The following is a 12,930-nucleotide window of genomic DNA, read 5'->3' as shown; positions in this document are numbered from 1 at the left end:
ATTTACCTCTAAAATTCTGTAAAGAGTAGTTGGATTTCAGGAGTAATGGAAATCCAGTCATCACGGTGAATCAAGACACCCTTGGCTTTTTGAGAACGCAACATATCCTCCAAAGCAGATGCACCAAATTGCACACGCCCTTTTCCAAGTGATTTTCCACTTTCCTTGTCAAATACTGTCACGATATCACCGTAAGAAAAGGCTCCTTCTGCGTCAACAACACCAGATAAAAGGAGACTCTTTCCATGTTGAGAGAGAGCTTCTGCAGCCCCTTTATCAACCCAAATAGAACCTTGACTATGAGCATAGAAAGCCAGCCATTGTTTGTGGGTACGAAGTCCCTTCTCTTGCGCAACAAAGTAGGAACCATCCTTGGTTTCCTCAGCCGCTTCAATCATGGCATCTACCTTCAAGGATGAGCAGATATAAACAGGAACTCCTGATTCCGTCGCAATAGTCGCTGCTTTGATTTTGGTTAACATACCCCCAGTTCCGTTTGAAGAACCTGCTCCACCGGCCATATCAATAATCTCACGATTGATGGTCTCGATTCGCTCCAAACGTTTAGCTCTTGGGTCTGAATTAGGATTACCAGTATAAAGACCGTCTACATCTGTTAAGAGAACCAAGAGATCTGCCTGCACCATTGCAGCTACCTGAGCACTGAGCGTATCATTATCCCCGACCTTGAGTTCATCAATGACGACACTATCATTCTCGTTGATGATAGGAATCGCACCACGGCTAAGTAGAACTGACAAAGCCTGATGGGCATTTTTATAACGGCGCTTATCCACAAAGTCATCCTGAGTCAGCAAGATTTGTGCAGAAACGATTTGGCGCAAGAGAAGATTGGTCGTGTATTCTTCCAACAAAAGCCCTTGCCCTACCGCTGCTGAAGCCTGCTTATCAGCAATCTTAGTCGGACGCTTTTTAAATCCTAAGGCTCCAAAACCAGCCGCAACAGCCCCAGAAGACACCAAAATCAATTCATGACCAGCCTCATGCAACATAGCTAACTGTTGAGTAATAGCTTTTACTTTACTACGTGATAAACTTCCATCCTCATTTGTCAGAGAAGAAGTTCCCACTTTAAAAACAATTCGTTTGTTTTTCATATTCTCACTCCGATTCTTCATATTTATCCATTATAACATGAATGGCAGGAAATAGAAAAGAGTTGATAGTAAAAAGAAGGCCCTAAAACCTTCTTTTTACTACTATTCTGATTCTGATTTGTTTGCAGTTGTCTCAGAGCTTTGTGAAGTTGAAGAAGTCAAATCTTGACTAGTTGAAGAACTTGTAACACTTTCATGTTGACCCGTTTCTTTATTTTCAAGATCTTTTTTCACTACTTCTTTGGATTCTTTTATTTCTGAATTACTTGTAACTCTAGTTGTAGAAGATTTCTCGACCGGAACATCCACTAACCAGGCTCCACTTGAATCAACAGTATAGCCTTCTGGTGTCTTACCATTCACAATTAATTGACCATTTTCTTTCAAGAAGTACCATTTATCTTTGTCTTTGAACCAACCCACAGCTCGTGAACCGTCTGCCTTGTAGAAGTACCAGTCATTTGCCTTTTTAAGCCAGCCTTGCTTCATAGCTCCTGATTCTTCTAGATAGTAATAATGACCAGAAACTTCTATCTCGCCTGTCTTCATGGTACCAGTAGAATCCATATAGTACCAGGTTTCTTTATCTTTTAGCCAGCCCGTTTTCATTTCCCCTGATTGAGCAAAATAGTACCATTGACCATCAATCTTACGCCATCCTGTTATCATATCCCCATCATTTGATAGATAATAGGTCTGACTGCCAGTATTAAGCCAACCAGTCTCCATCTGATTTTCTTTGTTGAAATAATACCAGCTTCCATTGATCTTCTTCCAATTTTTAGCAGATGCACCAGAGTCTGTCAAATAGAACCAACGATTGTTCCATTTTTTCCATTGATTCTGTAACAAGATACCCGTTTGGTTGAAGTAATACCATTCACCCTTGATTTCATTCCAACCTACTGCATATTCTCCTGTAGAGTCAGGCGCTTGATACCACCAATTGCCATATGCACTCTTATGCCAGCCGGCTTGAAAACTTGGAATCGGCTTGTAGGAAGTTGAAATGTTTACTAAACCGTCTTGTCGAATTTCAAAAACTGTCGCATCATAGTCTTTGCTGGATGCGTTAATTCTCTCAATTCCTCGTTCTTTGAGCCAATTGACATACTCACTATCGACACCATTTTTCCAAGGTAAACTATCCGACGTTTGAACAATCAAACTCGGACTCAAATTTTTAATGAAATCCTTGGTGTTTGATTTATTGGTATCATAGTGATGATTAAACTTCATCAAATCAACTTTTCCAATGAGAGGACCATACTTGTCTTCTGCTCCATGAGCATTATCCAAATCTCCTCCGAGGTAAATTTTCTTACCATTGACTTTCACCACGCTAATCAAGGAATTGGAATTGTCATCCCAAATTTTCTTTAATTCACCTGATGAATCTGTTTCATTTTCATAATTATAGAGCTGAATATCCATGTCCCCAAACTGAAAATGAGCATCTCCTTGTGTGATGTTTTGAATAACTGAAACACCTTTTTCTGCAGCAGTCTGTATAACCTTATCATAGCCATACAGATTATCCCATAGATGAGTTGGTGTTGTAATCCGACTATCAGAGTATTTTTTCATGTATATACGGCCAACTGGATAGGTTTGCAGTAACTCATCAACGTTTCCAATATGGTCACTATGGGTATGGGTTACCAAAATAAAATCAAGTTTTTGGACACCCAATTCCTTTAAATGTCGCGAAACACGATCTGTCAGAACATGCTTATAAGATGTTTCAATTCCTTCTCTCCATGGGTAACGAGAATCACTTCCATCTGGGAAATCATAATCTTCTCCTGTATCCACCATGGCAAAATGTCCATTACTTTCAAGAATAATTGCATCACTGCCACCTTCATGAACATTGATAAAGTGGATTTTATTTCCTGAACTTTCTTGAGCTTGAACATTCCCATGCCATGACAAACCTAAAAAAGCGCCTGCAAGTGCTAAACTAGTTAATTTCTTTTTCATTCTAACTTTCTCAATCTCTCCAATGTTTCCTTAAAAATATCCGGGATATCTGCTGTAAATTCCATGGTCTCACCTGTTCTCGGATGAGTAAATCCTAGAGTTTTGGCATGAAGAAATTGTCCATGTCCTTTCAGGGGCTTACGTGGACCATAAACTTCATCCCCAGCGACTGGATGGCCGATATAAGCCATGTGAACACGGATTTGATGGGTTCGCCCTGTCTCCAGCTGCAACTCTACTAAGCTATAATCACCAAAGCGTTCCAAAACGTGGAAACGGGTCACTGCAGGCTTCCCTTTAGCAGTCACAGCCTGTTTCTTACGGTCTTTTTCACTCCGGCCAATCGGAGCTTCAATCACACCACGATCATTTGGCAAATTACCGTGGACAATCGCCCAATATTTGCGGAGAGACTTTTTATCCTTGAGTTCTTGGGCAAGTGCTAGATGCGCCTCATCATTTTTAGCAATCATGAGAAGACCTGATGTATCCTTATCAATACGGTGAACAATTCCTGGGCGTAGAACCCCATTGATACCTGACAGATCCTTGATATGGTACATGAGGGCATTCACTAGGGTCCCACTGGTATGACCAGCACTCGGATGCACAACCATCCCCTGAGGTTTGTTAACGACGGCCACATCCTCATCTTGGTAGATGATTTCTAGTGGAAGATCCTCAGCCACATACTCTAAAATCTCTGGCTCTGGCACATGGTAAGTGACGATATCGCCCTCTTGGACCGTGTATTTAGCTTTCTTGACTTGGCCATTGACCAAGACCTGACCTGATTTAATTTGTTCATTCGCGAGACTGCGTGATAATTCTGTCAAATCCGACAAAGCCTTATCCAAACGCAGGCCTCCAGTTTCAATTTTAATTTCCATTTATTTCCTCTTTTAGCATTGCAATCAATAAAATAATCACTCCAACAGTCAGATAGCTATCTGCCACATTGAAAATTGCAAAATTGATAAAGTCCAAGTGAAACATATCCACAACAAAACCCTGACTTACCCTGTCAATAAAGTTTCCAAGACCACCTGCGATAATCAAGATCAAACCCAAGACCATCCAGAATGAGTCCTCCATGTGTTTATGTAGATACCAAATGGCACCTACCATAACGACCAGTGTAATGATAGCAAATAACCACTGCTGGTCTTGTAGTATCGAAAAGGCTGCCCCTCGATTTTGCAGGTAGGTCAAACTAACAAAATTGGGAATCCAAGAGCGAACTTCACCCAGTGGAATCTGCTGGACGATATAGGATTTAACTAACTGATCCAGCGCAATCAAAAGCAATACAATGCCTGCCACTATTCCTCTTTTTTTCATAATTTCCTCTTTTGATCAAAATATTCTTGCATGACTTCTACGAAGAGAGTCCCAGCTTGACTCAGCTCTACTTCTTCACGTTTAACATAGACCATGCGATTATCTAGGTTATCCTTGAGACGAATAACTGTAATGCCATTAACACTGTCACTATCTAAAAATCCAGAACCAGTAGCATAAGCGTCCGTCCGCTCCAAAATACCATTCAAGGTAGCACGGTCTGTCACATTAAACATCTGTGAGCTCGCGCTGGTATCGACAAAGTTCTCTGAATAATAAAGGTACTCATCTTTCTCTTGAGTGAAACGAACTGTCGGTAAGTCCGCTAAATCCTCCATGACCAATTCCTCTTTCTGAGCCAAAGGATGCCCCTCACGGAGATAAATATGGGTATGGAAGGGAATCAATTCAATGACCTCGAGACCCAGCTTTTCAACCCGCTGCATGATCCCCTTTTTATTTTGATTGTTGAGGTAGATAATCCCAATCTCACTATGCCCTTGGGCTACTTCATCAAGTATTTGAACTGTAGTAGATTCAAAAATACGGAAATTTTTGTAATCAGGATAGCGCTCTGAAAAGGCCGTAATGGTTGGTGGCAAGAAGTCATAGTGCTGACTAGCAATGGAAAATTCATCTTTTTCTTCTTCAGGATTGGCATACTGATTTTGAAAAATATCAAATCCTTTGACCAATTCTTGAGCTTTTTCGTAAAATTCCATACCACGACGAGTCAAGAAAGTTCCTGAGCTAGTCCGACGGAAAATCTTAAAACCCAACTCTTTTTCCAGATCACGAACAGAAATGGACAGACTCGGCTGACTAACATACATCTTTTCAGCAGCTTCACGGAAAGTTCCGCTATTCGCAATAGCCACAACATAGCGTAATTGTTGAATGTTCATCTTCTACCCCCAACTTCTTTATCTTTTCATTATACCATATTTTAGAAGTTTTCCAAAAAGGAAAAAAGTCAGGAACTTTTCAAACCTAAACGAAAACCCAACATTCTAATACAAGAATTAGAATGATATCTTTTTACAGTCATCATTTTAATTCAAACAAAAAACAGCAAATCCTTTTGATTTACCGTTTATAATATGATACAAAAAAAGACTCTAACATTTTCTTTTTCCCTATAAATCAACTAGAAAAAGTCTCTTCAATCCTATTAGCTATATCTGGACTTACTTGCCAAATCCCAACAAAAGGTTGCTCAATATACTGTTTTTCTTTCATAGTATATAGATAGACTACACTATCCTTTTCTTCATTCTGATGAGTAAATTTGATAATGATGTAATCTTTAACATTTGTCGGTTGATCATTTACACTCTCCAAAGTTGTGGATGTGGACTGTTTCTGTATCTCCTTAATCAATTTTGAAATTTCTTCTCTCTTGTTGATAGTTTTAACATCTTCAGAGATACTTTTCTGCAGAGAAATTACAGAAATCCTTTCAGGTTCAGGAAGAATAAGTTTTCTCTTACTGCTACAAGCAGATAAAACAAGAAAAGAGATTGAACAGACTATAACTGTGATAATTTTTTTCATACAGGATCACATCCTTTCATTCTTCTTACTTCTTCTCTTAGATATAATTATAATATCATACCTTAGCCATTTTTACAATATCTTATTCCCTTATAAAATTCATTATTGTAAAAGTTTTGCATTCAACTATTTTTTCGTTGTAAATAAAGTAGTAGATAAATTCGCTTCTTACATAGGTTTTTAAAATTTGGGTACCAAAATGGGTACCAAAACAAAAAAACAGGCTCTCCGAAAACTCGGAAAGCCTTATTTAATGCTACTTCTAGCTTCCTCGCCTTTAGATTTCAAGGCTCGGAATAAAAAGGTTCACCGGACCTTTTTATTTAGCGATTGGGTAAACAGAAACTTGTTTTTTATCGCGTCCTTTACGTTCAAAGCGTACTACGCCTTCAACTTTAGCGAACAAAGTATCGTCTCCACCACGTCCAACGTTTACACCTGGGTAGATGTGTGTACCACGTTGACGGTAAAGGATTGATCCACCTGTTACAGTTTGTCCGTCAGCTGCTTTAGCTCCAAGACGTTTTGCTTGTGAATCACGTCCGTTTGATGTAGAACCTCCACCTTTTTTGTGGGCGAAAAGTTGCAAGTTGTTAAGAGTCATTTTTAACATAATGTTTTCCTCCGTGTTAGTTTTCTGTGATAACTCTGGTTTGGACGAACTCTGAAGAGTTCTCCGATAAGTTTGCCATACCTAAGAAAAATGATTCAAAGAATAACTGGGTCATTTCTCTCTGGTGTGAAGGAAGATCTTTAGGTATTTCAACCATCAGATAGCCACCTTCATCTTCGTTTAATTCTAGGATTGGTTCATAGCCTGCAAATTTCTCAATAGAATTGATAAAGTTAATGGCAAGCGTAGAAACCGATGCACACACGACATCTAAGCCGTATTCGCCACTCTCGGCGTGTCCAGTAATTTCCGCACTCCTCAGCTCGCCATCTTCGGCTCTCTCAAAGACTGCTTGTATCATGTGTTCTCCTTAAAATTAAGCGTTGATTGCGTTGATGACAACTTTTGTATATGGTTGACGGTGACCTTGTTTACGGTGGCTACCTTTTTTAGGTTTGTACTTGTAAGTAACAACTTTCTTTTGTTTTCCTTGTTTTTCAACAGTTCCAACTACAGTAGCTCCAGCAACAAGTGGAGTTCCAACAACAGTGTTTTCACCACCAACAAGAACAACTTCGTTAAAAGTAACTTCTTGACCAGCTTCAACGTTCAATTTTTCAACGTAAACTGCTTGACCAACTTCAACTTTAACTTGTTTTCCGCCAGTTTTGATAATTGCGTATGTGCTCATTATGCACCTCCTATGATTTTTATGGGTTTCCCCGAATTTTTTGTGAAGACTCGCCTAGCATCGTGGGACGAACCACTTAAACTTGAATAATCAAGCAACGATGTTCGTGCGGTTGCACAGGAACGTGCATAGTCAACTCTTCAAGTATAGCATATCTCCAATTTTCTTACAAGTAATAACACCTAAAATGGAGCTTTTTCTTTTACTTTTTTCCGCCACTTGGCAAAAAGCATGCTGAGGTAAAAAATGCTCATCATAATAGGAATACCAAGAATGGTCTTTTCATGATAGAAAATCGTCAAAAAGGCTGAAAAGACAACGCCAAGGATAAAACTACTAAGCAGGCTTACAAAGATAATCCCTTCACGTAAAAAAGGAGTGTGCTTGGTCCGGAAATAATCTCCAAAAGCTAACATGGTCCGTTTGATATTCCCTGTCATGAAGGCATTATTGTAGGCAATACCCGAAACCTCACCAAAAGCAGTTGTCACCAAGCCCATACCAAAGGCTAAGGGCGGTACTAGATAGATATTATCAACCGTTTGCGGCACAAAACCAATAATGATGGATAAGATTGCCAAAGGAATTAGTGACAGAATCGGTTTTTTTACAATTCTCAATTTTTCCTTATAAACAGTTAATAAAAAGACCCCCATCATAAATGCTAGTAAGGTCATTACTTTCGCACTGGCATCTGACACATTGTGTTGAATGAGTCCCACTGATAGAAAGACGACATTCCCAGTTTGTCCAGCTACAAGAGTATTCCCTCGCACAATAAACGTATAGGCATCTACATAACCTGCACAAAAAGTCAAAAAAAGCGCTAGCCTCTTAGACTGACGTGATATTTTTCTGATAGGTAATAACCTCATTTTCCCTCCCATTTCATTTACTCATCTCATTATTGTACCACTTTCGTTGGAAAAGGCCTAGTAGCTTATTTGAAATTTTTTACCCTCTGTTGGATAGTCCCGTCTATCTATGTTATAATGAAAGAAGGATTTGAAATCGGAAAAGGAGTAACTATGCTTAAATTAGGTGTCATCGGAACAGGGGCTATCAGCCACCACTTCATAGAAGCAGCCCATTCCAGTGGAGAATACAAACTGGTCGCAGTCTATTCTAGAAAACTAGAAACTGCGGCAACCTTTGCTTCTCGCTATCAGAATATTCAACTCTTTGATCAAGCAGAGGAATTCTTCAAGAGCTCCTTTGATGTGGTCTATATTGCCAGTCCAAACTCCTTGCATTTTGCTCAGACAAAAGCTGCCTTGTCTGCAGGTAAACATGTCATTCTTGAAAAGCCAGCTGTCACTCAACCACAAGAATGGCTAGATTTGAGACATACAGCTGAGAAAAATCACTGTTTTATATTCGAAGCAGCTCGCAATTACCACGAAAAAACTTTTACTACTATCAAAAACTTTTTAGCAGGAAAACAAATTTTGGGAGCAGATTTTAACTATGCCAAGTATTCTTCCAAAATGCCTGACTTGTTGGCTGGGGAGACACCTAATGTCTTTTCAGACCGTTTTGCTGGTGGTGCTCTCATGGATTTGGGAATTTATCCTCTCTACGCTGCCGTTCGTCTCTTTGGAAAGGCTCAAGACGCGGCTTATCAGGCTCAACAGCTTGACAATAGCATTGACCTAAATGGTGACGGAATCCTCTTCTACCCAGACTTTCAAGTTCACATCAAGGCTGGGAAAAACATCACTTCCAATCTTCCTTGCGAGATTTATACGACAGATGGAACCCTGACGCTCAACACCATCGAACATGTCAGCTCGGCTATTTTTACCGACCATCAAGGTAATCAAGTCCAACTCCCTATCCAACAGGCTCCTCATCCGATGACTGAGGAAGTCGCTGCATTTGCACACATGATCCAGCAACCAGATCTGAATCTCTACCAAACTTGGCTGGAAGATGCAAGTTCTGTTCATGAGCTACTATATACTATGCGCCAGACTGCTGGCATTAGATTTGAGGCAGAAAAATGAAAACCAAACTACCTACTGAATGGCAAGAACTAAGTGACCAACTCGGTTTCCAAGAATTCACTCCCATTCAAACTCAACTATTTGAGCCCCTTCTTGCTGGAGAAAACCTCCTAGGAGTGAGCCCAACAGGAACAGGTAAGACCCTAGCTTACCTTCTACCAAGTCTGCTCAGACTACAAAAGAAAAAAGCCCAACAACTCTTGATTCTAGCACCAAATACAGAACTTGCTGGACAAATTTTTGATGTATGCAAAACGTGGGCAGACGCTATCGGCTTGACTCCCCAACTCTTCTTATCAGGTTCGAGTCAGAAACGCCAGATTGAACGCCTAAAAAAAGGACCAGAAATTCTGATTGGAACTCCTGGCCGTATCTTTGAACTCATTAAACTGAAAAAAATCAAGATGATGAATGTGGAAACCATCATCCTAGATGAATTCGACCAATTGCTAGATGATTCTCAGATTCACTTTGTTGAGAAAATCACTCACTACGCACCGCGTGACCACCAACTCGTCTACATGAGTGCGACGACCAAGTTTGATCAAGAGAAGATTGCACCTAACACACGTACCATTGATCTTTCTGACCAAAAATTGGACAACATCCAACATTTCTATATGCAGGTAGATCAACGTCATCGTGTTGATATGCTACGAAAACTAGCTCATGTGGAAGATTTCCGTGGTTTGGTCTTCTTTAACAGCCTGTCAGACCTTGGAAGTGCAGAGGAAAAATTACAGTATCGGGATATCTTGGCTGTTTCTCTAGCTAGTGATGTCAATGTTAAATTTAGAAAAATCATCTTAGAAAAGTTTAAAGACAAGCAGCTAACCCTACTTCTTGCAACAGACCTTCTGGCTCGTGGGATTGATATCGATAGCCTAGAATGCGTCATAAACTTTGATATCCCAAGAGATATCGAAGCCTACACTCATCGTGCTGGCCGTACTGGTCGTATGGGTAAGGAAGGTTATGTTATTACTTTCATCACTCATCCAGAAGAAATCAAAAAACTTAAAAAGTTTACAAGTGTGCGAGAAATTGTCCTAAAAAATCAAGAACTCTATATCAAATAAAGCCCCCCATTGAAGCTGGGCAAAAAGTCTTTAAAATCAGAAAAATGCATAATATCAGGTGTGCAAAAAACTTGATATTATGCATTTTATTGTGAGAAGATTTACTTCAGTTTCTCCTAAAATGAACTGCATCCCAGAAGTCAGACAGAAAAAATCTAATTTTGAAGATGTAGTTCACTTTTCTATTACTCTTATTTGAAAGAAAGTTTTTTCTTTTGTAAAATATAAGGTGTTTCATATCAGCGTTTTAAAACTATAGAAAAACTCTCTAACCATTCTATTATACCATATAAAAAAATAAATAAATAGACTTGTTTTTTTCTTTTTTTGACGTATACTAATAATAGAAAGCGCTTTAAATAAAATAAAAGGAGGTTTTATGAGGAAAGTAAATAAGGACATTTTATTCCTAACTGGAATCATAGTTTTATGTTTTGGTTTTTTATTATTTCACATCAACCCCTATTATGCCGGGCCCGATGAGACACTGAAAGAAAAGATAAATTTATTCTTTTGGCAACTATATTGGAGACCAATAGGAACTCTCAGTATCCTTTCGGGTTGCATTATGACTTTCAAAGGGTTGAAAAAATAATCTTTTAATCATGAAGAAAGAAAATTTTTTATGATTAAACTGAAACTATTGTTTTTCTCTGTTCTATCAAGTCTATTATTCTTAGTCTCAACATCTACAGTTTTTGCTGATGTCTATCCTGGCACAAATTATGAAATTATATCTAATCGTGTTGTAAAAGATATCAACACAGGAGAGTTATTGTTATTTTATACGACTGAACTTAGAGACGCCTATTTAGAGTCTAAATCTACGTATCAGACTCGTTCTAATGCAACTGGTGTTGCAGACTATAGAACTAGATACTCTCACTCTTATGAGAGCAGTGCTACATCAGGAGCTCTAAGTTCAACTGCTTATGGTGCAAAAGCTGGAGCTACCCTAACTTTAAGTGCAGATGTTAGCTTTTCTGCCCCAGAGTCTGGAGCTGGACTAAGTTTAAATTACTCAGTCTCCCATAACGTACCACCCTACACTTATGGTTACATCAGGCTAAAAGCATCTTACACAGTAAATGTTCGTAAATTAGGAGTTAGATACTTAGGAACCAACAAATGGGTTCCAGCTGGTGAAACCTCTACTATATCGAATGTTAGTGTTTGGAGTGAACTAGTCACTTGGAAATAACTCATTAGATAGATTTGGACTTTACCAGGTCTATCTTTTTATTTTTTTAAAAAAGAACCTTGCATAGCAAGATTCTTTTAGTGTCTGACTTAAATAATTGTTCTTCTGGGAACTAAATCGAATTAAGCTTCGATTTCTGTAACCATACCTGAACCAACAGTACGTCCACCCTCACGGATAGAGAATGTAGTACCTTGTTCTACGGCGATTGGGTGAATCAACTCAACGTCGATTGTCACGTTATCACCAGGCATTACCATTTCAGTACCTGCTGGAAGTTCAATTGAACCTGTAACGTCAGTAGTACGGAAGTAGAATTGTGGACGGTAGTTGTTGAAGAATGGAGTGTGACGTCCACCTTCTTCTTTAGTAAGGATGTAGACTTCACCTTTAAATTTAGTGTGTGGGTTGATTGAACCTGGTTTAGCGATAACTTGTCCACGTTCGATTTCATCACGTTGAACACCACGAAGAAGGACACCTACGTTATCTCCGGCAAGACCTTCGTCAAGTTGTTTACGGAACATTTCAACACCAGTAACAACTGCTTTTTGAGTTTCTTCTTTGATACCAACGATTTCGATTTCGTCGTTGACTTTAACGATACCACGGTCGATACGTCCTGAAGCAACTGTACCACGTCCAGTGATTGAGAATACGTCTTCGACTGGAAGAAGCAATGGTTTGTCAGTGTCACGTTCTGGTTCTGGGATGTACTCATCAACTGTGTTCATCAATTCCATAACGATGTCTTCGTATTTAGTGTCACCTTCAAGAGCTTTAAGAGCTGAACCTTGGATAACTGGAAGATCGTCACCTGGGAAGTCGTATTCTGACAATAGGTCACGGATTTCCATTTCAACCAATTCAAGCAATTCTTCGTCGTCAACCAAGTCAACTTTGTTCATGAAGACGATAAGGTGTTTAACACCAACCTGACGTGAAAGAAGGATGTGCTCACGAGTTTGTGGCATTGGTCCGTCAGTTGAAGCTACTACAAGGATAGCTCCGTCCATTTGAGCAGCACCAGTGATCATGTTTTTAACGTAGTCCGCGTGTCCTGGAGCGTCGATGTGAGCGTAGTGACGTTTTTCAGTTTCGTACTCAACGTGCGCAGTGTTGATAGTGATACCGCGTTCGCGTTCTTCTGGAGCAGCATCGATAGACGCATAGTCTTTAGGTTGGTTAACAGCTGAAGGCAAGCGACGTGCCAAAACAGTTGTGATAGCTGCTGTCAAAGTAGTTTTACCGTGGTCAACGTGTCCGATAGTACCAATGTTAACGTGTGGTTTACTACGATCGTATTTTTCTTTTGCCATTTGAGTAAAAGCCTCCAATAAAATA

14 protein-coding genes, 1 pseudogene and 1 other annotated feature are annotated in these 12,930 nt (G+C 39.5%); of the genes and pseudogenes, 4 read left to right on the top strand and 11 right to left on the bottom strand.

Annotation, left to right across the window (positions count from 1 at the left end):
- Positions 1 to 8: 8 nt before the first annotated feature.
- The 5 genes from proB to UKS_RS04270 all read right to left on the bottom strand — a co-directional run bounded on the left by proB (position 9) and on the right by UKS_RS04270 (position 5,347).
- Positions 9 to 1,118, bottom strand: coding sequence for a glutamate 5-kinase (proB, locus tag UKS_RS04290; RefSeq protein ID WP_232049757.1), 1,110 nt, complete (start codon positions 1,116 to 1,118; stop codon positions 9 to 11).
- A 102-nt stretch (positions 1,119 to 1,220) separates the two neighbouring features.
- Positions 1,221 to 3,101 (bottom strand): MBL fold metallo-hydrolase, encoded by a 1,881-nt coding sequence (locus tag UKS_RS04285; RefSeq protein WP_156011936.1) that lies wholly within the window; start codon positions 3,099 to 3,101, stop codon positions 1,221 to 1,223.
- Positions 3,098 to 3,991, bottom strand: coding sequence for an RluA family pseudouridine synthase (locus UKS_RS04280; RefSeq protein ID WP_156011935.1), 894 nt, complete (start codon positions 3,989 to 3,991; stop codon positions 3,098 to 3,100). Before UKS_RS04280 ends, UKS_RS04285 begins: the two co-directional genes overlap by 4 nt.
- On the bottom strand, positions 3,981 to 4,442 hold the full coding sequence (gene lspA / locus UKS_RS04275) for a signal peptidase II (RefSeq protein WP_156011934.1): 462 nt from the start codon (positions 4,440 to 4,442) through the stop codon (positions 3,981 to 3,983). Before lspA ends, UKS_RS04280 begins: the two co-directional genes overlap by 11 nt.
- Positions 4,439 to 5,347: a LysR family transcriptional regulator gene (locus UKS_RS04270; protein ID WP_156011933.1), complete on the bottom strand. Its 909-nt coding sequence runs from the start codon at positions 5,345 to 5,347 to the stop codon at positions 4,439 to 4,441. Before UKS_RS04270 ends, lspA begins: the two co-directional genes overlap by 4 nt.
- Between UKS_RS04270 and UKS_RS09830 the strand changes: the two are divergent.
- Positions 5,340 to 5,414: pseudogene (locus tag UKS_RS09830) on the top strand (AraC family transcriptional regulator); the annotation flags it as partial. The gene UKS_RS04270 and the pseudogene UKS_RS09830 sit on opposite strands and share 8 nt — an antisense overlap.
- A 171-nt stretch (positions 5,415 to 5,585) precedes the next feature.
- Here UKS_RS09830 and UKS_RS04265 read toward each other — a convergent pair.
- The 5 genes from UKS_RS04265 to UKS_RS04245 form a co-directional block, all read right to left on the bottom strand.
- Positions 5,586 to 5,996 carry a DUF5301 domain-containing protein gene (locus tag UKS_RS04265; protein ID WP_049495636.1) on the bottom strand — a complete coding sequence of 137 codons (411 nt, stop codon included), beginning with the start codon at positions 5,994 to 5,996 and terminating at the stop codon, positions 5,586 to 5,588.
- 319 nt (positions 5,997 to 6,315) lie between these two features.
- Complete coding sequence (rpmA, locus tag UKS_RS04260; RefSeq protein WP_000916509.1) at positions 6,316 to 6,609, bottom strand: 50S ribosomal protein L27; 294 nt, start codon at positions 6,607 to 6,609, stop codon at positions 6,316 to 6,318.
- Between the two features lie 16 nt (positions 6,610 to 6,625).
- On the bottom strand, positions 6,626 to 6,970 hold the full coding sequence (locus UKS_RS04255; RefSeq protein ID WP_000613699.1) for a ribosomal-processing cysteine protease Prp: 345 nt from the start codon (positions 6,968 to 6,970) through the stop codon (positions 6,626 to 6,628).
- Between the two features lie 15 nt (positions 6,971 to 6,985).
- Positions 6,986 to 7,300, bottom strand: a complete 315-nt coding sequence (rplU, locus tag UKS_RS04250) for a 50S ribosomal protein L21 (RefSeq protein WP_000109141.1) — start codon at positions 7,298 to 7,300, stop codon at positions 6,986 to 6,988.
- A gap of 36 nt (positions 7,301 to 7,336) precedes the next feature.
- Positions 7,337 to 7,424 (bottom strand) — a sequence feature (ribosomal protein L21 leader region).
- A 58-nt stretch (positions 7,425 to 7,482) separates the two neighbouring features.
- Positions 7,483 to 8,187 carry a YoaK family protein gene (locus UKS_RS04245; protein ID WP_156011932.1) on the bottom strand — a complete coding sequence of 235 codons (705 nt, stop codon included), beginning with the start codon at positions 8,185 to 8,187 and terminating at the stop codon, positions 7,483 to 7,485.
- Positions 8,188 to 8,328: 141 nt separating this feature from the next.
- On the opposite strand from UKS_RS04245, the gene UKS_RS04240 reads away from it, so the two are divergent.
- From UKS_RS04240 to UKS_RS04230, 3 genes are all read left to right on the top strand, one after another.
- Positions 8,329 to 9,306 (top strand): Gfo/Idh/MocA family protein, encoded by a 978-nt coding sequence (locus tag UKS_RS04240; protein ID WP_156011931.1) that lies wholly within the window; start codon positions 8,329 to 8,331, stop codon positions 9,304 to 9,306.
- Positions 9,303 to 10,385 (top strand): DEAD/DEAH box helicase, encoded by a 1,083-nt coding sequence (locus UKS_RS04235; RefSeq protein ID WP_156011930.1) that lies wholly within the window; start codon positions 9,303 to 9,305, stop codon positions 10,383 to 10,385. Before UKS_RS04240 ends, UKS_RS04235 begins: the two co-directional genes overlap by 4 nt.
- Before the next feature lie 625 nt (positions 10,386 to 11,010).
- A complete protein-coding gene (locus tag UKS_RS04230; protein WP_156011929.1) occupies positions 11,011 to 11,586 on the top strand; it encodes a hypothetical protein in 576 nt (191 codons plus the stop codon).
- Positions 11,587 to 11,708: 122 nt separating this feature from the next.
- Here the strand turns inward: UKS_RS04230 and tuf are convergent, their stop codons facing one another.
- Positions 11,709 to 12,905, bottom strand: a complete 1,197-nt coding sequence (gene tuf, locus UKS_RS04225) for an elongation factor Tu (protein WP_001040721.1) — start codon at positions 12,903 to 12,905, stop codon at positions 11,709 to 11,711.
- Positions 12,906 to 12,930 lie beyond the last annotated feature (25 nt).

Source organism: Streptococcus sp. 116-D4 (genome assembly GCF_009731465.1).
Lineage (GTDB): Bacteria > Bacillota > Bacilli > Lactobacillales > Streptococcaceae > Streptococcus > Streptococcus pseudopneumoniae_E.
This window is presented reverse-complemented; position numbering and strand designations above follow the sequence as displayed.